This window comes from Sideroxydans sp. CL21, assembly GCF_902459525.1.
GTDB lineage: Bacteria > Pseudomonadota > Gammaproteobacteria > Burkholderiales > Gallionellaceae > Sideroxyarcus.
Map to the genome: position 1 here is coordinate 751,166 of NZ_LR699166.1, position 21,598 is coordinate 772,763.

The window sequence follows — 21,598 nt, forward strand, 5'->3', positions numbered from 1 at the left end:
GCATTCCTGTTTTACAATTCGGTTATGTCTGAATTCCACGCTTTAGTCCCCGCCGCCGGTTTCGGCGCACGCATGGGTAACGAGTTGCCCAAGCAATACCTCGATCTGGCCGGTCGGCCCATGATCTGGCATGCGCTGTCCACCTTGTGCGCTAACCCCAACATCAAGACCGTGTTCGTGGTGCTGGCGCCGGACGACGAATATTTCGCGCGCTATGACTGGTCGCATTGCGCGGGCAAGCTGGCACCGCTGCATTGCGGCGGAAAAACACGTGCCGAGAGTGTGGCAAACGGTTTGCTGGTTTCGGAACTGGAACCGGACGACTGGGTACTGGTGCACGATGCCGCGAGGCCCTGCCTGAGCGCACATCTGCTGGCGCGAATGATCGCCGAACTGCGCGACGATCCGGTCGGCGGCATCCTTGCGGTGCCGGTGGCAGATACCCTGAAGCGCGCCGATGCCCAGCAGCGCATCGCGCACACCGAGCCGCGCGAAGGCTTGTGGCAGGCACAGACGCCGCAGATGTTCCGTGCCGGATTGCTGGCAGAAGCGCTGTCGCGCAGCAACAACGTCACCGACGACGCCTCGGCCATCGAAGCGATGGGTCTGCAGCCCAGGCTGGTGGCGAGCGATACCAGCAATTTCAAGGTGACCTATCCGCAGGACATCGAGTTGGCGGAGTTGTTGCTTGATAAGAATAGGTAGGTCGGGTTAGCGCAGCGGTGCGTGTGTTGTTGCGGCTTTAGCCACTTACAACCACGGCCTACCCCTTGCGGGTGTAACCCGACACCTGCCGCGAGAACATTATGTCGGGTTACGCGATGATGCCGCTAACCCGACCTGCGAAATATAACAGGGAAAGCAATATGCGTATCGGACAAGGTTTCGACGTTCACCAACTGGTTGCGGGACGCAAACTCGTTATCGGCGGGGTGGATATTCCATATGAAAAGGGGCTGCTCGGCCATTCCGATGCGGATGTGCTGCTGCACGCCATCTGCGACGCGCTGCTGGGTGCGGCGGCGCTGGGCGATATCGGCAAGCACTTCGCCGATACCGATGCGAAATACAAGGATATCGACAGCAGGCTTTTGTTGCGCGATGTCGCTCGAAAGATTGAGGCGGCCGGGTTCCGTATCGGCAACGTGGACGCCACCATCATCGCGCAGGCGCCGAAGATGGCACCGCATATCCCGCAGATGATCACCAACATCGCAGCCGATCTCGGTATCGCCCATAACGCGGTGAACGTGAAGGCGACGACGACCGAGCAACTCGGTTACACCGGGCGCGGCGAAGGAATTGCTGCGCAGGCAGTGGCACTGCTGCTGGTCTGATGGATATCCTCGCGATTGAGACCTCCACCGAGTATTGCTCGGCTGCGCTGTGGCGGGACGGCAAGGTGAACGAACGCTGCGAACTGGTGGGGCAGAAACACTCCGAAGTGCTGATGGCGATGCTGGATGCAGTATTGCAGGATTCGGGATGCAGGATTCAGGATATAGATGGCATTGCGTTCGGCAAAGGGCCGGGATCCTTTACCGGGGTGCGTATCGCCTGCGGCGTCGCTCAAGGTTTGGCATTCGGCGCCGATGTGAAAGTTGTCGGGGTGTGCACGCTGGAAGCGCTGGCTCAGGCCAGCGGACAGGACAAAGTCGTCGCGGCGCTAGATGCGCGCATGGGCGAGTTGTATCTCGCCGCGTACGAGAAGCGAAACGACCGATGGATCGAGGTGGTCGCGCCCTGCCTGTGCAGGGCGGACACGGCCCCAGAGGTCGACGGGGATGGCTGGTTCGGTGCAGGCAGCGGCTTTGCGGTGAGCCAGGCGGCGTTATCGGCACGTTACGGCAAGCAGTTGTCCGGCATGGATGCGCAGCTAGTGCCCCGGGCCGCTGCTATCGCGCAGATCGCAGCCGTCGAATTTGCCAAAGGCAATGCGGTGGATGCGGCGCTGGCGCTGCCGCTCTATCTGCGCGACAAGGTCGCGCTGAAGACCAGGGAACGCGAGGACGCCCGTGCCGGAGCCGCTGCAGCGCGGACGGGTCTTTGATGATTCTGCGCGACATGACCGGGGCCGATCTGGATGCTGTGCTGCGCATCGAGCGCGAGGTGCATACGCATCCCTGGACACCGGGAAATTTCAGCGATGCCCTGCGCAGCAAATATCAGTGCAAAGTCTTCGAAGCCGACGGAGTCATACTCGGTTATGCGGTGCTGATGCTGGCGGTAGACGAATCCGAGCTGCTCGACATCGCGATCGATGCCGGGCACCAGCGCCAGGGCTGGGGGCGGAAATTATTGGACGAAATAATGGCGCTGGCGCGCCACTTTGGCATGCATCGCATGGTGCTGGAAGTGCGTGCAAGCAACAAGGCAGCGATCGCGCTTTACCGCAAGGCCGGATTTGGCGATATCGGATTGCGCCGGGACTATTACCAGGCGCAGAATGGGCGCGAAGATGCAATTCTGATGGGGCGGGAACTGTGAATATTCGAGACGAAGCTGCTCTGCGCGAACTCAATCTTTACCCGCTGTGGGTGCGGCGCGGGATACCTGCAGCGGTTGAAGCCGTACCCGCGACTTCTGCTTCAGTGGCGGAATCGCAAGCAGCTGCTCCGGTTCCCGACGAAGTAATAAGCAAGCCGACTGAAGACCAAACCGATACCCGGCAGTCTGCTGCGGGTTTCGCGAAGCCTGTCCCGAGCGCAGACGAAGGGCTCAACCCGTCCGGCTTAAGCCTCCTGAATTGGACTGGACTCAAGCAAAAAGTCCGCGACTGTACCGCCTGCAAGCTGCGTGTCGGCTGTTCGCGGACGGTGTTCGGTGTGGGCGATGAGAATGCCGACTGGCTGTTCGTCGGCGAAGGTCCCGGCGCCGACGAGGATGCACAGGGCGAGCCGTTCGTGGGGCAGGCCGGCAAGTTGCTCGACAACATGCTGGCGGCGATCAATCTGAAGCGCGGCAGCAATGTGTACATTGCCAACGTCGTAAAATGCCGTCCGCCCAACAATCGCACCCCGGAGCCGGACGAGATCGCCACCTGTATGCCCTATCTGCAACAGCAGATCGCCCTGATCAAACCGAAACTTGTCGTTGCATTGGGCAAGACCGCCGCAACGTCCTTGCTCGGACGCGATGCGACGCTCGGTTCGTTGCGCGGCACAATCCACGACTACCATGGAACGCCCCTTATCGTCACCTATCACCCCGCTTACCTGCTGCGCAGTCCGGCTGAAAAAGCCAAGGCCTGGCAGGATCTGTGTTTCGCACAACAGAGGATGATGACGTGAAATTCAGCGACATCAAATTCAGCGACATCGGCCTTTCCGCGCGCATCACCTTCTGGGCTTTGCTGCTCGTGGTGGCCGGTGGGTTGCTGTGGATGAACAAGGATTTGGAGAATGACCGGGAAGTCTATCTCAGCGAGCGCAGTGCCGACCTCAAGATGGATATTCATCTTGAGCAAGTGCGACTGACCCAGTCCATCGACTCGCTGCGTCAGGATGTGCTGTTCCTGGCTTCTCTGCCGTCTGTCTCCGGGATCGTGCGTGCCAGCGCGAACAATGGGATCGATCCCCGCGACAAATCAACCTATGCCGAATGGGAGGTGCGTCTGCAAGAGATTCTTGCCGCCTTTCTGCGTGCACATCCGGAATATTATCAGGCGAGTTATATCGGCGCGGCAGGCGAGGGGCGGGAGCTGGTGCAGGTGGAAAACCGCGACGGGCATGTTGTGGTGGCACCGCACGACGCATTACAAGCCAGGGGTGACCGGGATTATTTCAAAGCGGGTCTGATGCTGACTGCTGGTCGTGTGTATCTTTCCGATTTTGCTCCCGATCTTGAACAGGGTGGAACTCAAGAATTGCATCGCCCAGCTTTACATGCCGTCACGACAGTGTTCGATGCGAGCGGTCGCGTATTCGGCATGGTGGTGATTAACAAGGATGTGCACTCGTTGTTTGCCTCCATCTCGGAGGGGCTGCCGTCTGCAGTGCAGAGTTATATGGCCGATCAGTACGGGCACTATCTGTTTCATGCGGATGCCAAGTCTTCGGAGCCGGGTGGCAAGGACAATGTCGCCGGGGATTTTCCGGCGCTCAAACCGATGTTCGAGCCGCAGACCAAACACAATGACCCGTCGTTCCAGACTGTAAGCGATGGCAATGGCGGCTATCTGGCAGCAGAGCGCGTGTACTTCGATGTCAGCGATCCTTCGCGATTCCTGTTGTTGGCCTGTCATCTACCCGCGAATGCCGCCGTCCAGGGATTCAAAGAGATTTCGCAGCCCGACCTGGTGGATACGATGCTGGTGATGCTGCTGGTGGGCGTTGTGTTCATGCTGGTTTTGCGCCGCACCTTCTCTCCGCTCAATCGTATAACCGTTGCCGCTCACGAGATTGCTGCCGGAAATCGAAGTGTTCGTTTGGAAGAAACGGGCAAGGGCGAGATCCGCAAGCTTGCCAAGGCACTGAATACCATGCTGGACAAGTTGTCGGACAGCGATCAGATCAAACAGGAGAGCGTGTTCCGCAAAGAGCTGATTGAAGCGCTGCCCGGTGTCTTTTATATGATCGATGCGCAGGGACGTTTTCTGCTGTGGAACCACAATCTGGAACGGGTGCTGCAACTCGGCCCGGAAGAGATGGCGGCCAGTCACCCGCTGGATTTCTTCGGCGGGGAAGATAAATCCAATATCGAGCGCACGATCCGTCAGGTGTTTGCAAAAGGCGACGGAGAGGTGGAAGCGGAGCTGGTCTCGAAGGATGGCACGAGGACGCCGTACCATTTGAACGGGCGGCGCGTGGAACGAGATGGTGCGCCAGTGCTGGTCGGACTGGGTTTGGATATCACCCGGCAGCGCGAGAGTCTGCGCGAGGCTAAAACCCAGTTGCGGCGGAATCAGACGCTGATGCGAAACTCAATGGAAGGTATCCATGTGTTGGATATCGATGGCAATGTGCTTGAGGCCAACGATGCCTTCTGCAGCATGCTGGGTTACACGCGGGAAGAGATTCTGCAGCTCAATGTGCGTGACTGGGACGTTCATTACCCGGCAGAGGAATTGCGTGCACGGATCAGCTCGTTCATCGGCAGGAGCGACATGTTCGATACGATGCACCGGCGCAAAGACGGCAGCGTGATTGATGTCGAGATTTGCGTCAATGGGGTGGTGATCGATGACAAGGCCTACCTGTTTGCCTCCAGCAGGGATATCACCGAACGCAAGAAGCTGCAGATTGCCCAGCAAAGATACAAGCAGGTGATCGACGCTGCAATGGATGGCTACTGGATGGTCAATACGGACGGCATCCTGGAAGAGGTCAACGAGGCCTATGCCAACATGTCCGGCTACACCATGCGTGAGCTGGTGGGCATGCACATCAGCCAGCTGGATGCGAACGAAAACGAGGCTGAAGTCAGGGTGCATACCGACAGGCTCATGGCGCAGGGATACGGCCGCTTCGAGTCGCAGCACCGGCGCAAGGACGGTCGCGTGTTCGATGTGGAAGTGTCGGTAACTTTCCTGCCGGAAGCAGGGAAGTTCTTTGTGTTCAGCCACAACATCACGTTGCGCAAGCAGGCCGAGCAGGCGTTGCGTGTGGCTGCGGCGACCTTCGAGATGCATGAGGCCATACTCATCACCGATGCCCAGGCCAGCATCGTCCGCGTCAACAGCGCATTCACCGACATCACCGGCTATTCGTCCGAGGATGTGATCGGCAAAAATCCGCGCATCATGAGTTCGGGGCGCCATGACAAGGCGTTTTACGCCGCACTGTGGGGGCAGATACTGGATACGGGTTCCTGGGCGGGAGAGATATGGGACAGGCGCAAGAACGGCGAGATCTACCCGAAATGGATGACCATCACCGCCGTGAAGAACCAGCGCGGCGAGACGACGCAATACGTTGCCATCTTCAGCGATATCACAGAGCGCAAACGGGCAGAGGAAGAGATACGCAATCTGGCGTTCTACGACGCACTGACGCAGTTGGCCAACCGCCGTTTGTTCATTGAGCGCTTCCAGACTGCGTTGGCAACCTCGGTGCGTTACGGCGGGCATGGGGCGATCCTGTTCGTCGACCTGGACCGTTTCAAGCATCTGAACGACACGCTCGGGCACGATTACGGCGACCTGTTGCTGATCGAAGTGGCGGCGCGCATCAAGTCGTGCGTGCGCGAAGTGGACACGGTGGCCCGTTTCGGCGGGGACGAATTCGTCGTGCTGCTGGAGAATATCAGCGGGGACGGGCTGGATGCGTCCCACAAGGCGGGTGGGGTGGCAGAGAAGATACGCGAAGCGCTGTCGCAGCCCTATCACCTGAACGGGCAGGAATGCCATAGCTCGCCCAGTATTGGTATCAGCCTGTACCACGGCAATGAAGAATCGATGGACGCCCTGATCAGGCAGGCCGATGCCGCGATGTATCAGGCAAAAGAGGCGGGACGCAACAATGTGCGTTTTTACGACGCCCAGATGCAGCAAAACTGGGAGACGCAGCCCCTGACGGTCCCAGATTAGTCCCTGATGTCATATACATACATGCGAAGCCCGGCGTTTCCGCTTTATAATGCCCGAAAATAACAGAACGGTCGGGCATGAAAAAAAGAACAGACGCTCTAAAAGTGCTGGTGGTGGAAGACAGCAAGGTCACAATGAAAGTCCTTTGCAATTTCCTCGAACGCATGGACATCAAACATCCCCTGACCGCCGAGACCGGCGCTGCAGCCATCGAGATTTATCGCAAGGAACGCCCCGATATCATCCTGCTTGATGCGCAACTGCCCGATATCGACGGCTTCGACATCGCCAAGGAGATACGCGCAACCGAACGGAAGGAAGATTGGACCGCGATCATCTTCCTGACCAGCATGACCAAAGATGCGGATCTCGCGCGCGGCATCGAAGTGGGCGGAGATGACTACCTGATGAAGCCGGTAAGCGAGGTGGTTCTGCATTCCAAGATACGCGCCATGCGCAGGCTGATCGAGATGCAGCGCTCGCTGGTCGATGTCACCCATCAGCTGAATGCCGCCAACAGGGAATTGCAGCGCCTGTCCACCACCGACGGTTTGACGGGAATTCCCAACCGCCGCATGTTCGACGAATTGTCCCTGCGCGAATGGCGCCGTTGCGAGCGCATGAAGAAACCCATCGCGCTGGTGATGCTGGATGTCGATAATTTCAAACTGTTCAACGATGCATACGGGCATCAGGCCGGAGACGAGTGCCTGCGCGCCGTAGCCGGCCAGGTGGCGCGCGCCGCGCCGCGCGCAGCAGACCTGGCTGCACGCTATGGCGGCGAGGAGTTTGCCCTGGTGTTGGGCGAGACCGATGCCGATGGCGCGCGCTGGGTGGCGGAGAACGTGCGCCAGCATGTGAGCGAACTCCATATCTTGCATGCCACGCCCAAACGCCATGTCACCCTCAGTTGCGGTGTGACCTCAGTTCTCCCGGCAAGCGGCCTCTCGTTTGAAACGTTGCTGCGTTCCGCAGACCGGGCTTTGTATCAGGCCAAGGCTGACGGGCGCGACCGGGTGGTGGTGAATCAATACGGACAGGTTTGACTGCTAGCGCGTGTAGTCAGCCCAGTTGTTTGGCGTTTCGTAAAGGCGCACACGTTCCAGCTTCAGATGGTTGCCGTAAGTGTCGCGGTAGGCATTCGATAGTAAGTCAAAAGCAACCTTGGCCAGATTCTCCGCCGTCGGGATGACTTCCAGTACCACGGTCTTGTGATTGGGCAAGGTATTCAGAAAATCCAGGACGACCTTGTCCCCGCGATAGACCAGAAAGGCGTGGTCCCACGCATCCACGACCTGCTCTTTGGCAATGCGCTTCACATCCGAAAAATCCATCACCATGCCCTGTTCCGAAACGCCTTCGACGGTGATGACATCGCCTGCCAGTGTGATGTCCATGATATAGCGATGGCCGTGCAAGTGTTTGCACTGGCTGTTGTGGTTGGGGATGCGGTGTCCGGCATCGAATTCCAGGCGGCGGGTGATCTGCATGATAGGCTGCTTGATTGTGTGAGGCGCGGATTATAACTTGAAGGCGCGCACCGCATTCCTGAAAGCGGCCAGGCCATCCTTTTCGGCTTCCCCGCCATAGCGCAGCGACGCATAGCGTGCCGCAAGGTCATAAATTTCTTCAGTCAGTTCCGGCCGCGCGGCAGCGATGCGTGTCGCGTAATCCATAGCACCTTCATGCGGCGCGCGCGGCAAGCCGGCTTTCTCCAGTTTGCGGCAGGCTTTCAGCCATAAGGCCTGTACCGCATCCGTCTGGCGCACGGAGAGGCGGCGCAGCATGAGGAGCGTGAAGATGCCCACCAGCAGCGCAACGCCGGACAACATGTTGATCGCCAGCTTTTTCCAGGTGATGTCTTCCATGCCCAGGCGCGTCAGGAAGGCGAACTGGCGTTCCGTGTTGTAGCCCAGGACCCACTGGTTCCACTGGTTGGTCAGTGCGTCGAGATTGAAGCGCAGCTTGAGCAGAAACGGCGACTGTGTGCGTGCAAAGAAAGGAAGGGTGGCGTTGTCCGGCAGGGCTGCGTTCAGGCCGCTTTGTATTCTCGCCGGGGAAATGGCTGCAGTCGGATCGATGCGAACCCAGCCACGATCCTGCAACCAGACTTCCGCCCAGGCATGTGCATCGTACTGGTGCAGGACGTAATAACCCCCCAGATCGTTATATTCGCCCCCTTGGTAACCTGTCACTACACGCGCCGGCAAGCCCGCCGCACGCATCAGGAACACGAAGCTGCCGGCGTAGTGTTCGCAGAATCCTTTTTTGGTGGTGAACATAAAATCGTCCACGCTGTTTGTACCGAGCAGCGGCGGTTCCAATGTGTACTCGAAACCGTTCCGGTTGAAATAGTCGAGTGCGGTCTGCACCAGTGCCATATCGCTGTCGCTGCGTGTGCGCCATTCCGCAGCGAGCTTCCTGGCTTGCGGGTTGTATCCCGGCGGCAAGGCGAGTGCGCGCTGGAGCTGTTGCGGCGGTTCGCCGAGGTTGGCGCGATAGGAAAGCAGCGAAGTGGCGCTATAGCGTGTGCGCGCATTCACCGGCGTTCTGCTGAGTACCTGGAAGTCCGGCGCGAGATCGGCCGGGATGGAAATCTTCGCCGGCATGTCGAGCACGAACAGCCAGGGTTTGTTGTGTGCTTCCAGCGTCACCGTGTAGTCGACCGGTGTGGTTGCATCGGTAAGCACAGGGCGTTGCAGCGTCGCATTGCGTCCGCGCTTCCAGCTTGTGCCGTCGAAATCCCACAGCACCGGCCCGCGCCAGTACATCTGATCGCGAGACGGTTCCTTGCCGTTGAAAACCACGCGGAACGCCACCGCATCGGACAGGGAAAGTTTGCTCAGGCTGCCAGGCGCCATCGAGTCGGACAGGCCGCTGCTGGCATAGGCGTCCTGCGGCATTCCCCACAACGGTCCCTGCACGCGCGGGAACAGTACGAATATGATGAGCGACAGCGGGATGGCCTGTAGCAGCAACACCCCGGCGACGCGCAGGCGCGGCTTGAACGCGAGAGTGCCTGTTTGCAGATGTACCCAGGTTGCCATGATGACCAGCAAAGTGACCAGCATGAACAGCGCGGTGGGGATGCTTTGCGAGTAGAAGAAATTGGTGATGATGACGAAGCAGGAAAGATAGATCAGTACCGTGACATCGCGCACTGCACGAATCTCAAGCAACTTGAGCGAAGCGAGCAGGATGAGCAGCGTGACGCCGACTTCGCGCCCGAACAGCGTGCGGAAGGTGGCGGCGATGGCAAGCACGCAGGCGAGGGTGACGACGAGCAAAAGCCAGCGTGGCGGAAGGGGGTTGCCGCTCCAGGTGAGGTAGGCGCGCCAGGCCAGCAACGCCGAACAGATCGCGCTGACCCACAACGGCAGATGTTCCGCATGGGGCGCGCTGACAAGCAGAATGCAGGCGATGAGTCCGTAGATGAGCGGGGCGGTGAGTTTCATGTTTCGCCCAGTCCGAACAACGCCAATCTGCGCAGACATTCGGCGCGATGCGCTGCACTATGCTGCGGCAGCAATTGCCCCGGCGCAGATCCCGCACCGGCAGACTCTGTCTCGCCGCGCCGGAGTGACACTTCTTTTTGCGGCAGGCGCAGGCCGTACATCAAGCCCAGTGCATCGGCGTCCAGCACCCAACGCGTGAGCAGTTCCAGCTTTGCTTCCGGCCCGATGTTCGGCAGCAGCGACCAGTCCAGCCATAACTCCCGCCCCTGAAAAGCCGAGAACTGCTTCACCTGCAAGCCCTGTTCGCGTGCCAGCGCTTTCCATGCGATGCGCGGCATGGCATCGCCCGCGACGTAGTTGCGCAAGCCGGAAAAATCCTCGTCGCCTGCTGCCTTTACCTTGCCGATTCCGTCCTGAGTGGACGCAGCGGGCAAAGGTTGCGGTGCGGCCGGCTTGGGATAGATCAGGCAGCGCACGTCGAAATGGATGTATGTCCAGGCATAAAACAGCCCGAGCGGGTAACGGGTGTACAGCGTCAGCCGTCCGCTATCCAGCCAGCCGCGCCGGGGTGCGGGGATAGCGAGCTCGACCCGGGTGGAATGCTGTGCGGGAAGATCGAACACCGTGCGGTGCCCGTCGTCGTCATGCAAATGGAGATGGTGGCGATCCAATCTGCCGGGGTTGTTGAAATGGAACACGAACTTTGCCTGTTCCCCGGCGAACACCGATTCGACGTAGCCTGCGTGTATCTCCAACTGTGCCATGTTGCGGAAGGCGTGCAACATGGACATGCCGGCAGTCGTGGCCAGCAGGAAGGTGAGGACGTAACCCAGGCTCAGGTTGTAATTGATGTCGCCCAGCAGCATCATCACCAGCACAAAGGCAAAGCCGAATCCCTGACTGGAAGGAACGATGTAGATGCGACGCTGGTTGAGTACCAGCGTGCCGGTCTCGACGCCGCGGCGGAACGCCCAGTTGCGGAATAGCTTTCTGAAAGTGGCAAGCACAGCTTTAACGAGAATCCCGCGCAGCGGTTCGATCGCCTCCTCGCCCGCAAGCGGGAGAGGATTGTGGTGAGGGGGCGGGCACGGCAATTTTCATATTGAAGGACGGCTAATTGTCGTGCCAGCTAGGGGATGGCTACCGCCTCGATCAACTCTCGTGCCAGCTTGTCGCCGTCGGAGGTTTGCACATCCTGCACGCTTTGCAGGCGGTGGCTGGCGACACCCGGCAATACCGCCTGGATATCCTCCGGGATGACGGCGTTGCGCCCGTCCAGCAAGGCCCAGGCACGGGCGGCGGCCAGCAGCGAAAGTCCGGCGCGCGGCGAGAGTCCGTGCACGAATCGCGCCGATTCGCGGGTGTGGCGCAGGATGGACTGCACGTAATCGAGCAGGGCGGGAGAGACGAACACCTGCCTGACCTGTTGCTGCAAGTTCATCAGCTCGGCGGTTTCCATTTGTGGCGCAAGCTTTGCGATGAGGTCGCGCCTCTCCACGCCGGCCAGCAGCCCGCGTTCCGCCTGGGCATCCGGATAACCCAGCTGGATGCGCATCAGGAAGCGGTCGAGCTGCGATTCGGGCAACGGAAAGGTGCCGATCTGGTTGGTCGGGTTCTGCGTGGCGATAACAAAAAACGGCACCGGCAGCGGGCGCGTCTCGCCCTCGCTGGTGACCTGGTGTTCTTCCATCGCTTCCAGCAGCGCGCTTTGCGTCTTGGGCGTGGCGCGGTTCACTTCGTCGGCCAGGATCATCTGGGCGAAGATCGGCCCCGCGTGGAACCTGAACTCGCCGCTGTCGCGCTGGTAGATCGAGACGCCGAGGATGTCGGCGGGCAGCATGTCGCTGGTGAACTGAATGCGCTGGAACTGCAGGCCGAGCGTCCTGGCCAGTGCATGCGCCAGCATGGTTTTGCCCACACCGGGCAGGTCCTCGATGAGCAAGTGCCCGCGCGCCAGCAGGCAGGTGAGCGCCAGCCTGATCTGGCGAGGTTTGCCGAGGATGACTTGTTCGGTTTGAGTGATGACGGCGTGCAGGGGGTGGGACATTCGATTTCCTTATAACAGCACCGCCGCAACCACTTTGCGGTCTTCGGCGACGAGGATGTTGTAGGTGCGGCAGGCGGCGGGGGTGTCCATGAATTCGACGCTGATGCGGGCTTTGATGAGCTCGCGGTACAGATTGGGATGGGCGAACTGCTGCTTCGCACCGGTGCCGAGCAGCAGCACTTCAGGCTTGAGTGCGAGAAAATACTCGAAATGTGTTGCAGTCAGCGCGGAAAAATCCGCGGCAGCCCAGTCGGTACGGACTTCTCCGGCCATCACGACCACGGGCTGCTGATAGTGGTGATTGTTGACCGCGACATAACCTTTGCCGTGCCCGGTGAACAGATAGAGATTGGTATTTGTGTCCAGATGCAGTGCCAAAGGGATCCCTCCATTTGCGGCGGGCAGCGGCGGCGCGGTAGAATCGCGGCCTTTGCAACGCCTTGTCCGTATGCCGGTGATTCTACCATCGGCACCAGCCTGGCAGATTAGGAAGCACTCAAGTGAAATCCGAAAAAGATATCCCCGTCATCAAACCGGTATTGAAATCCGCCAAGCTGGCCAACGTCTGCTACGACATCCGCGGCCCGGTGATGGCGCGTTCCAAGCAGATGGAGGAAGAGGGGCAGCGCATCATCAAGCTGAACATCGGGAATCTCGCCCCGTTCGGCTTCGATGCGCCGGAAGAGGTGCAGCAGGACGTGATCCTCAATCTGCCGAATTCGTCCGGCTATTCCGATTCCAAAGGCCTGTTCGCCGCGCGCAAGGCGATCATGCACTACACCCAGCTGAAGAAGATCGCGGGCGTCACGATCGACGACATCTATATCGGCAACGGCGCTTCCGAGCTCATCGTGATGTGCATGCAGGGACTGCTCAATCCCGGCGACGAAGTGCTGGTGCCCGCGCCCGACTATCCCTTGTGGACGGCGGCGGTGACGCTGGCGGGCGGCACGCCGCGCCATTACATCTGCGACGAGGCCAACGAGTGGAACCCCGACCTCAAGGACATGCGCAGCAAGATCACGCCGAATACCAGGGCCATCGTCGTGATCAACCCGAACAACCCGACGGGTGCCGTCTATTCCGACGAGATACTCAGGGAGATCATCCAGCTCGCGCGCGAGCATCAACTGATCATCTTCGCCGACGAGATCTACGACAAGGTTTTGTATGACGGCATCACGCACACATCCATCGCTTCGCTGGCGGACGATGTGTTGTTCGTCACGCTCAACGGGCTGTCCAAGAACTATCGCGCATGCGGTTACCGTTCGGGCTGGATGGTCGTCTCCGGTGCAAAGAAGACCGCGCAGGACTATCTGGACGGCCTGAACATCCTCGCCTCGATGCGTCTGTGCTCCAACGTGCCCGGGCAGTACGCGATCCAGACCGCACTGGGCGGCTACCAGAGCATCAACGACTTGGTCGCGCCCGGCGGCAGGCTGTACAAGCAGCGCGAGCTTGCCTACAAGCTGCTCACCGCCATTCCCGGCGTGACCTGCGTCAAGCCCAAGGCCGCGCTGTACCTGTTTCCGAAGCTCGATCCGAAGATGTACCCGATAGAGGACGACCAGAAATTCATCCTCGAACTGCTGGAGCAGGAAAAGGTGCTGATCGTGCAAGGCAGCGGCTTCAACTGGCCACACACCGACCACTTCCGCGTGGTGTTTCTGCCCAATTCCGATGATCTGACCGAAGCGATCGGGCGCATAGCACGTTTCCTGGAGAGCTATCGCAAGCGGCACGGGACATGAGGATCGTCGAGGTATTTGCGGAAGGCGGTGGGGTCGCCGGCGCTGAATGGTTGGCGCGAGCAGAACCCGTGCATCGCCAGTTGCGCCCGCATCTTCCGACCGACTATGCTGCAAAAATGGAACGCGTACTGAAAGGTGCGCGCATGGTGTTGGCGGTCGAGGGCGACACAGTTCTTGGATTGGCGGTCTATCGCTGGCACGAGAATACTTTCGATGGCTTGAAGTTCTACATCGACGATCTCGTTACCGACAGTGTTCGCCGATCGGAGGGTGTGGGTCATTTTTTGATCGCGCATCTGGAAGAGGTTGCCAGGAAACTGGGTGCAAGCGGCCTGGTGCTGGATTCCGGCACGCAACGCACGCAGGCGCACAAGTTCTATTTTCGCGAAGGTTTTGTCATTCCCGCTTTTAACTTTAAGAAATCATTCTCATGAAACCAATTAATGTAGGTCTACTCGGTATCGGCACAGTCGGCGGCGGCACCTTCACCGTATTGCAACGCAACGCGGAAGAGATCACCCGCCGTGCCGGCCGTCCCATCCGCATCACGGTGGTGGCGGACAAGAATGTGGAGCTGGCGAAAAGAGTCACGGGCGGAGCATGCCGCGTGACGGACGATGCGTTCTCGGTGGTGGCCGACCCGGAAGTGGATATCGTCATTGAACTGATCGGCGGCTACGGCGTCGCGAAGGAACTGGTACTGAAGGCGATCGCCAACGGCAAGCATGTGGTCACCGCGAACAAGGCCTTGCTGGCCACGCATGGCAACGAGATATTCAAGGCTGCGCAGGACAAGGGCGTGATGGTGGCGTTCGAGGCCGCCGTGGCGGGCGGCATCCCCATCATCAAGGCGCTGCGCGAAGGACTCACCGCGAACCGCATCGAGTGGATCGCGGGCATCATCAACGGCACTACCAACTTTATCCTGTCCGAGATGCGCGACAAAGGCCTCTCCTTTGATACCGTGCTGAAGGAAGCTCAGCGCTTGGGCTACGCCGAGGCCGACCCGACCTTCGACATCGAAGGTGTGGATGCTGCGCACAAGATCACCATTTTGTCCGCGCTGGCGTTCGGTATTCCGATGCAGTTCGACAAGGCCTACATCGAAGGCATCTCCAAACTGGATGCGACCGACATCAAGTACGCCGAACAACTAGGCTATCGCATCAAGCTGCTGGGCATCACCAAGCGCACAGCGGAAGGCGTGGAGCTGCGCGTGCATCCCACCCTGATCCCGACCAAGCGCCTGATTGCCAATGTGGAAGGCGCGATGAACGCGGTCGTGGTGCAGGGCGATGCCGTCGGCGCGACGCTGTATTACGGCAAGGGTGCAGGTGCTGAGCCGACGGCCAGTGCGGTAATCGCCGACCTGGTCGACGTGACGCGCATGGCAACCTCCGATCCGCTGAATCGCGTACCGCACCTCGCGTTCCAGCCGAACGCCATGGCCGACCTGAAGGTGCTGCCGATGGATGACGTGATCACCAGTTACTACCTGCGCCTGCGTGTGCAGGACAAACCCGGGGTGCTGGCCGACATCACCCGCATCCTGGCCGATGAGCAGATCTCCATCGACGCCGTGATCCAGAAGGAACCGGGCGAAGGCGAAGACCAGACCGACCTGATCATGCTTACCCACCAGACGCGCGAGAAGCGCATCAAGGCGGCCATTGCGAAGATCGAGGCATTGGGTGTGGTGGCGGGGAAGGTGACGAAGTTGCGGTTGGAAGAATTGGGCAAATAAAACCTACTGCGCAGCCGGATTGCTGCGTTGCGCGGTGCTCGAAATCCTCATGCACTCACATGTGCATTCCGGTTTCTGTGCTCCGTGCGCCTTGCACTCCAACTGCTCGCTACGGTTTTGGTAGAGACTATTTAACGTTCTGTGGAACGGATAGAAAGTAATACGATGAAATATATTTCGACACGAGGCAATGCGCCTGCCAAAACATTCACCGAAATCCTGCTGGGGGGCCTCGCGCCGGATGGCGGGCTGTACCTGCCCGAACAATACCCTCAGGTGACGCGCTCTGAACTGGATGCCTGGCGCAAACTGTCGTATGCCGACCTCGCATTTGCCGTGCTGTCCAAGTTCGCCACCGACATCCCGGCGGCAGACCTCAAGGCGATTATCAACAAGACATACACAGCGACTGTCTACAGCAACGGCCGCACCGACAGCAATGCCGCCGACATCACGCCCTTGCGCATGCTGGCCGATGGCGTGCATATCCTCGAGCTCTCCAATGGCCCGACGCTGGCGTTCAAGGACATGGCGATGCAGTTGCTCGGCAACCTGTTCGAGTACGCGCTGGCGAAGAAGCACGAGGAACTGAACATCCTCGGCGCAACTTCCGGCGACACCGGCTCCGCCGCAGAATACGCGATGCGCGGCAAGCGCGGCATCCGCGTGTTCATGCTGTCGCCGAACGGCAAGATGAGTGCGTTCCAGCGTGCGCAGATGTATTCGTTGCAGGACCCGAATATCCACAACATCGCCATCAACGGCATGTTCGACGATGCGCAGGATATGGTAAAGGCGGTGTCCAACGATCACGCGTTCAAGGCGAAATACAAGATAGGCACGGTCAATTCGATCAACTGGGCGCGCGTCTCTGCGCAGGTGGTTTACTACTTCAAGGGCTACTTCGCGGCGACCAAATCGAATGACGAGCAAGTGGCGTTCTCGGTTCCAAGCGGAAACTTCGGCAACATCTGCGCAGGGCACATCGCCCGCATGATGGGTCTGCCCATCGGCCAGCTGATCCTCGCCACCAACGAGAACGACGTGCTCGACGAGTTCTTCCGCACCGGCGTGTACCGCCCCCGTGGTACCGACCACACCTACGAGACCAGCAGTCCGTCGATGGACATCAGCAAGGCATCCAACTTCGAGCGCTTCGTGTTCGACCTGGTCGGCCGCGACGGAGCGAAAGTGCGCGAGTTCTGGAGCAAGGTCGATGCGGGCGGTGCGTTCGACATCAAGGGCACTGATTACTGGAATGCATTGCCGAAATTCGATTTCGCTTCCGGCAAGAGCACGCACCAGGACCGTCTCAAGACCATACGCGAAGTGTGGCAGGAATACGGCGTGATGATAGACACGCACACCGCCGATGGCCTGAAGGTAGGCCTTGAGCAGCGCCGCCCCAGCTTGCCGCTGATCTGTCTGGAGACCGCGCTCCCGGCTAAGTTCGCCGAGACCATCCAGGAAGCGTTGGGGCGCCAGCCGGAACGCCCCGTGGCAATGGAAGGGATCGAGAAGCTGCCGCAGCGCTGCGAAGTGATGGATGCGGATGTGACGAAATTGAAGGCGTACATTTCATCGAATATCCCGCAGTGATCTCGCGTTGCGCAAAGCAGCCGCATGAATAACCTCATCCTCCTCATTCTCTGCTTCGTCGCAGGCATGTTGCTGCACCGCTTCAAGCGCATGCCGGTCAATACGCCGGCCGTGCTCAACTCCTTCATTCTGCATGTCTCTCTCCCTGCGCTGACGCTGCTGTCCGTGCACGGGCTGAAGATCGGCGGCGACGTTGGCCTGATGGCGGCGATGGGATGGCTGGTCTTCGCGATGTCGGCCGGTTTCTTCTGGCTGGTCGGGCGCTGGCTGGATCTGCCGCGATCCACCGTAGGCGCACTGACACTGACCGGAGGCTTGGGGAATACCGCCTATTTCGGACTGCCGATGATCGAGGCTTATTACGGCCACGGGGGACTTGCCAGCGGCATCATCGTCGACCAGCTCGGCTCGTTTCTGGCACTGTCTACCCTGGGCATCACCTTTGCCGGCATCTATTCGTCCGGGCGTCCCGGTGTCGCTGAAATGGCGAGGCGCGTTTTCCGCTTCCCGTCATTCATCGCATTGCTGGTCGCGCTGGTGCTGATCCCCTTCGAATATCCGGAATGGCTCACGATCGTGCTCAAGCGCCTGAGCGATACGATGGCGCCGCTGGCCTTGCTCGCGGTCGGCTTCCAATTGCGGCTGGGCCACCTCGCCGGCAATGGCAGGAACCTGGCCATCGGCCTGGGCTTCAAGCTGGTGCTGGTACCGCTGGTCTTGTTCCTGCTGTATGTGCCGCTGCTGGGCGCGCATGGTCAGGCTATACAGATCACCTTGTTCCAGGCGGGCATGCCGCCGATGATCACTGCCGCGATCCTGGCGACCGAGCATGACCTTGATCCGCCGCTGGCGACACTGATGGTGACCGTGGGGCTGATGCTTTCATTTGTCACGCTGACCGGCTGGTGGTGGCTGATGCAGGGTGTGTAAGGCGGATAGCTTCCGGACGCGATTTCTGGTGCGGCAGAGTTTCCGATACGAGTTGATAATGACGGCACAGCGCAAGTCTTAGCTTTTCGGGTTCTTCGTTGCTGTACTTTGAGTTGATCGAGAATGAATAACGAACAAATTAATCCGCGCGAGTTGCTGCAACAGATGTTCGCCGCTGCGGTTGCCGCGGCCCAGCCCGGCATTTGCATTCCCCGCTACATGCCGCAGCCACCGAAGGGGCGTTTGATCGTGATCGGCGCCGGCAAGGCCTCGGCGGCGATGGCGCGCGCGGTGGAAGACTGCTGGCCGTCGCGTCTCGAAGGGCTGGTCGTTACCCGCTACGGTTACGCGGTGCCGTGCAAGCACATCGAGATCGTCGAAGCAGCGCATCCGGTGCCGGACCAAGCGGGAGAAACGGCCAGCAGACGCATGCTCGAACTTGTTTCGGGTCTCACGGCGGACGACCTGGTGCTATGCCTGATCTCCGGCGGCGGCTCGTCCCTGTTGCCGCTGCCTGCAGCCGGTTTGTCGCTGGAAGACAAGCAGGCGATCAATCGCAACCTGCTCAAGAGCGGCGCCACGATCTCGGAGATGAATTGCGTGCGCCGCCACCTGTCGGCGATCAAGGGCGGCCGTTTGGCCGCCGCCTGCCACCCGGCCAAGGTAGTGAACCTGATCATCTCGGATGTGCCCGGCGATAACCCCGCCGACATCGCCTCGGGGCCGACCGTCGCGGACAGGAGCACCTGCAGCGAGGCGCTTGCCATCCTGCGCCGCTACGCGATCGATGTCCCTCAGCGAGTGATCGACCTGCTGGAAAGCGGCGCGGGAGAGTCTGTCAAACCGGGGGATCCGCGCTTGCCGCAGATAAAGACGCACCTGATCGCCACGCCGCAGATGGCACTGGAGGCGGCCGCAAAGGTCGCTGGCAATCACGGTATCGCGTGCCATATCCTGGGCGATTCGATCGAAGGCGAAGCGCGCGACGTGGGCAAGGTCATGGCGGGGATTGCGCTGCAGGTAAGCCGGCGCGCGCAGCCGTTCCAACCGCCTTGCGTGCTGCTGTCCGGCGGCGAGACCACGGTGACCGTGCGCGGCGACGGCCGTGGCGGGAGGAATGTCGAATTCCTGCTGTCTCTCGGCATCGCTCTGCAGGGCGAACCGGGGATCTATGCTATTGCAGGTGATACCGACGGCGTCGATGGAAGCGAGGAGATCGCGGGTGCCTATCTCATGCCCGACACGCTCGCGCGTGCCTGGGATCAGGGCATCCGTCCGGCAGACAGTCTTGCCCGCAATGACGGGCACAGCTTCTTCAGGGCGCTGGGCGATTCGCTCATCACGGGGCCCACGCTGACCAATGTGAACGACTTTCGCGCCATCCTTATCACGAAGTAAATGTCGGCGGGAGGGCCTTGGTGCGCGCCGGTCGAATCAGGCAGCCAGGTACCGGTTCGCGGCATCCAGTGCGACGCCGCTCTGGATCGGCGCCTTCATGCGGCCGAGCACATCGTCCAGTGCGCTGAGGCAGAGCCGCACGTTGCGCGGGTTGCTGGCGTGTCCCATCAGGCCGATGCGCCACACCTTTCCGGCCATCGCCCCGAGGCCGGCGCCGATCTCCAGTTGATAGTCCGACAACAGTAGCGCACGCACCTCGGCTTCGTCCACGCCTTGCGGCACGGAGATCGCATTCAGTTGCGGCAGGCGTTCGTTTTCCGGGACGACGAATTCCAGTCCCATCGCTTCCAGCCCGGCGCGCAGCGCGAGATGGTTACGGTGATGACGTTCCCAGGCGTTTTCCAGTTCTTCTTCCTGCAGCATCACCAGTGCTTCATGCAGGCCATATAGCGCATTGATCGGCGCGGTGTGGTGGTAGGCGCGCTTGGTCGCGCCGCCCCAGTAACCCATTACCAGGTTGAGGTCCATGAACCAGCTCTGGATCTTGCTCTTGCGGTTCTTGATTCTTTCCTGTGCTTCGGGACTGAAGCTGACGGGCGAGAGGCCGGGGGTGCAAGACAGGCATTTCTGCGTGCCCGAATAGATGGCGTCGATGTTCCATTCGTCGACTTTGACCGGTGAGCCGCCCAGCGAAGTGATCGCGTCGACGATGACCAGGCAGCCGTGCCGGTGCGCGACCTCGACCAACGTCTTCGCATCGGACAGCGCGCCGGTGGAAGTCTCCGCGTGCACGAACGCGACCACTTTGGTGTCCGGGTTGGCTTTCAGCGCATCCTCCAGCTTTTGCGGATCGACCGCGCGTCCCCAGTCGTCCTGCACCATCACCGCGATGCCGCCGCAGCGTTCGACATTCTCTTTCATGCGCCCGCCGAACACACCGTTCTGGCACACGACGACTTTGTCGCCCGGCTCGACCAGATTCACGAAGCAGGTCTCCATGCCCGCGGAACCGGGCGCGGAAACCGGCATGGTCAGTTCGTTTTCGGTCTGGAACGCGTATTTCAGCAGGGATTTCATTTCATCCATCAGGTCCACGAACCTTGGGTCGAGATGGCCGATGGTGGGGCGAGCCATCGCAGCTAGCACGCGCGCGCTGACATCGGAAGGTCCGGGCCCCATCAGAACGCGTTGAGGAGGATGAAATGATTTTATTTTCATGCGACCGATCCTTTATGTTGTCAGGGTTAAGGGCAGACGGGTGTGATTTCGTTATACCGGATGATAACCGAGCAGCGTCGAAAGCCGCCCGGCGGTTTCCACGACATGTGCAATCCATTCATCCTTGCGGCGTTCTATAGGGGCAGATACGGAGATGCCTGCTACAACGTTGCCGCTGGCATCGCGCACCAGGGTACCGATGCAGCCCACGCCAAGCTCGGCTTCTTCATTGTCCAGAGCGTAGCCGCGATTCACGGCGGCGACGCAGTCCTGCAAGAGCTCGGTGACTTTGGTATGGGTATTGACTGTATAGGCGGGCAACTTGCTGCGCTTGGCATAACTGCGGCAGGCTGCCTCGCCCTGGTCGCCCAGCATCATCTTGCCCACCGCAGTCACATGCAGGGGGGGCGCGACTGCCGATCACCTGCTCCACCCGTATCATGCGCTTGGCCAGCGAGCGCTCGATGTACACCACTTCATCCTCCTCGCGCACGGTTAGGTTGACAGTCTCGTCCAGTTGGTCGCGCAGTTTTTCCATCAATGGCAGCGCGATCTTCCTGATGTCGACGCCGGTTCTGACGCGGCTGCCCAGCTGCATCAATTTGATGCCCAGCTGGTAGTTTCCCCTCGTGCTGCGTTCTACAAAGCCCTGTTCGGCCAGCGAAGAGAGGATGCGGAAGGCGGTGGAAGGGTGCAGCCCGGTTTCTGCCGAGAGCACCTTGAGACTCACCGGCTCGTCATGTGCAGCGATGACGTCCAGCAATTGCGCCAGTCGTTCGATGACCTGTATGGAATTGGAAGATTCTTTCATATTTCGTATTGTGAAATCGATTGTGTATTGCGAAATTATAGTACAGCAAGTATTCTGCGATCAAATAATTTAACTACCAGTCATCAAATCATGTGTGGCGGAGATTATTAATCGTC

Annotated in this window: 20 protein-coding genes and 1 pseudogene; 13 read left to right on the forward strand and 8 right to left on the reverse strand. The window is 59.9% G+C overall.

Features of this window, described 5'->3' with window-relative positions; translation table 11 throughout:
- Positions 1-24: 24 nt before the first annotated feature.
- From ispD to QOY30_RS03650, 7 genes are all read left to right on the forward strand, one after another.
- Positions 25-705 carry a 2-C-methyl-D-erythritol 4-phosphate cytidylyltransferase gene (ispD, locus tag QOY30_RS03620; RefSeq protein WP_283743275.1) on the forward strand — a complete coding sequence of 227 codons (681 nt, stop codon included), beginning with the start codon at positions 25-27 and terminating at the stop codon, positions 703-705.
- Between the two features lie 161 nt (positions 706-866).
- A complete protein-coding gene (gene ispF / locus QOY30_RS03625) occupies positions 867-1,337 on the forward strand; it encodes a 2-C-methyl-D-erythritol 2,4-cyclodiphosphate synthase (RefSeq protein ID WP_283743276.1) in 471 nt (156 codons plus the stop codon).
- Positions 1,337-2,050: a tRNA (adenosine(37)-N6)-threonylcarbamoyltransferase complex dimerization subunit type 1 TsaB gene (gene tsaB, locus QOY30_RS03630; RefSeq protein WP_283743277.1), complete on the forward strand. Its 714-nt coding sequence runs from the start codon at positions 1,337-1,339 to the stop codon at positions 2,048-2,050. Before ispF ends, tsaB begins: the two co-directional genes overlap by 1 nt.
- Entirely contained in the window at positions 2,050-2,487 is a 438-nt protein-coding gene (gene rimI / locus QOY30_RS03635; protein ID WP_283743278.1) for a ribosomal protein S18-alanine N-acetyltransferase, read from the forward strand. Before tsaB ends, rimI begins: the two co-directional genes overlap by 1 nt.
- A complete protein-coding gene (locus QOY30_RS03640) occupies positions 2,484-3,290 on the forward strand; it encodes a uracil-DNA glycosylase (RefSeq protein WP_283743279.1) in 807 nt (268 codons plus the stop codon). Before rimI ends, QOY30_RS03640 begins: the two co-directional genes overlap by 4 nt.
- Complete coding sequence (locus QOY30_RS03645) at positions 3,287-6,526, forward strand: PAS domain S-box protein (RefSeq protein WP_283743280.1); 3,240 nt, start codon at positions 3,287-3,289, stop codon at positions 6,524-6,526. The genes QOY30_RS03640 and QOY30_RS03645 overlap by 4 nt, the downstream gene beginning before the upstream one ends.
- 77 nt (positions 6,527-6,603) lie before the next feature.
- On the forward strand, positions 6,604-7,572 hold the full coding sequence (locus tag QOY30_RS03650; protein WP_283743281.1) for a GGDEF domain-containing response regulator: 969 nt from the start codon (positions 6,604-6,606) through the stop codon (positions 7,570-7,572).
- Between the two features lie 3 nt (positions 7,573-7,575).
- On the opposite strand, the gene queD is transcribed toward QOY30_RS03650, so the two are convergent.
- From queD to QOY30_RS03675, 5 genes are read right to left on the reverse strand one after another with little or no spacing between them, the layout of a single operon-like run.
- Positions 7,576-8,016 carry a 6-carboxytetrahydropterin synthase QueD gene (gene queD, locus QOY30_RS03655; RefSeq protein WP_283743282.1) on the reverse strand — a complete coding sequence of 147 codons (441 nt, stop codon included), beginning with the start codon at positions 8,014-8,016 and terminating at the stop codon, positions 7,576-7,578.
- Between the two features lie 30 nt (positions 8,017-8,046).
- On the reverse strand, positions 8,047-9,981 hold the full coding sequence (locus QOY30_RS03660) for a transglutaminase TgpA family protein (RefSeq protein ID WP_283743283.1): 1,935 nt from the start codon (positions 9,979-9,981) through the stop codon (positions 8,047-8,049).
- Positions 9,978-11,075: a DUF58 domain-containing protein gene (locus QOY30_RS03665; protein ID WP_283743284.1), complete on the reverse strand. Its 1,098-nt coding sequence runs from the start codon at positions 11,073-11,075 to the stop codon at positions 9,978-9,980. Before QOY30_RS03665 ends, QOY30_RS03660 begins: the two co-directional genes overlap by 4 nt.
- A 35-nt stretch (positions 11,076-11,110) precedes the next feature.
- On the reverse strand, positions 11,111-12,028 hold the full coding sequence (locus QOY30_RS03670) for an AAA family ATPase (RefSeq protein WP_283743285.1): 918 nt from the start codon (positions 12,026-12,028) through the stop codon (positions 11,111-11,113).
- Between the two features lie 9 nt (positions 12,029-12,037).
- Positions 12,038-12,406: an Mth938-like domain-containing protein gene (locus QOY30_RS03675; protein ID WP_283743286.1), complete on the reverse strand. Its 369-nt coding sequence runs from the start codon at positions 12,404-12,406 to the stop codon at positions 12,038-12,040.
- A gap of 149 nt (positions 12,407-12,555) precedes the next feature.
- Here QOY30_RS03675 and QOY30_RS03680 point away from each other — a divergent pair, with 149 nt between their 5' ends.
- From QOY30_RS03680 to QOY30_RS03705, 6 genes are all read left to right on the forward strand, one after another.
- Positions 12,556-13,782 carry a pyridoxal phosphate-dependent aminotransferase gene (locus QOY30_RS03680; RefSeq protein WP_283746018.1) on the forward strand — a complete coding sequence of 409 codons (1,227 nt, stop codon included), beginning with the start codon at positions 12,556-12,558 and terminating at the stop codon, positions 13,780-13,782.
- A complete protein-coding gene (locus QOY30_RS03685; protein WP_283743287.1) occupies positions 13,779-14,216 on the forward strand; it encodes a GNAT family N-acetyltransferase in 438 nt (145 codons plus the stop codon). The genes QOY30_RS03680 and QOY30_RS03685 overlap by 4 nt, the downstream gene beginning before the upstream one ends.
- Positions 14,213-15,526 carry a homoserine dehydrogenase gene (locus QOY30_RS03690; RefSeq protein ID WP_283743288.1) on the forward strand — a complete coding sequence of 438 codons (1,314 nt, stop codon included), beginning with the start codon at positions 14,213-14,215 and terminating at the stop codon, positions 15,524-15,526. Before QOY30_RS03685 ends, QOY30_RS03690 begins: the two co-directional genes overlap by 4 nt.
- Before the next feature lie 165 nt (positions 15,527-15,691).
- The gene (gene thrC, locus QOY30_RS03695) at positions 15,692-17,125 is read left to right on the forward strand and encodes a threonine synthase (protein ID WP_283743289.1); all 1,434 of its coding nucleotides are present in this window, start codon (positions 15,692-15,694) and stop codon (positions 17,123-17,125) included.
- 24 nt (positions 17,126-17,149) lie between these two features.
- Positions 17,150-18,055 (forward strand): AEC family transporter, encoded by a 906-nt coding sequence (locus QOY30_RS03700; protein ID WP_283743290.1) that lies wholly within the window; start codon positions 17,150-17,152, stop codon positions 18,053-18,055.
- A 123-nt stretch (positions 18,056-18,178) separates the two neighbouring features.
- Positions 18,179-19,453, forward strand: a complete 1,275-nt coding sequence (locus tag QOY30_RS03705; RefSeq protein WP_283743291.1) for a glycerate kinase type-2 family protein — start codon at positions 18,179-18,181, stop codon at positions 19,451-19,453.
- A gap of 36 nt (positions 19,454-19,489) precedes the next feature.
- Here QOY30_RS03705 and QOY30_RS03710 read toward each other — a convergent pair whose 3' ends face one another.
- From QOY30_RS03710 to QOY30_RS18075, 3 genes and pseudogenes are all read right to left on the reverse strand, one after another.
- Positions 19,490-20,671, reverse strand: a complete 1,182-nt coding sequence (locus QOY30_RS03710; protein ID WP_283743292.1) for a pyridoxal-phosphate-dependent aminotransferase family protein — start codon at positions 20,669-20,671, stop codon at positions 19,490-19,492.
- Between the two features lie 51 nt (positions 20,672-20,722).
- Positions 20,723-21,049, reverse strand: coding sequence for an IclR family transcriptional regulator domain-containing protein (locus tag QOY30_RS03715; protein ID WP_349496674.1), 327 nt, complete (start codon positions 21,047-21,049; stop codon positions 20,723-20,725).
- Positions 21,050-21,086: 37 nt separating this feature from the next.
- Positions 21,087-21,482: pseudogene (locus QOY30_RS18075) on the reverse strand (IclR family transcriptional regulator); the annotation flags it as partial.
- Positions 21,483-21,598 lie beyond the last annotated feature (116 nt).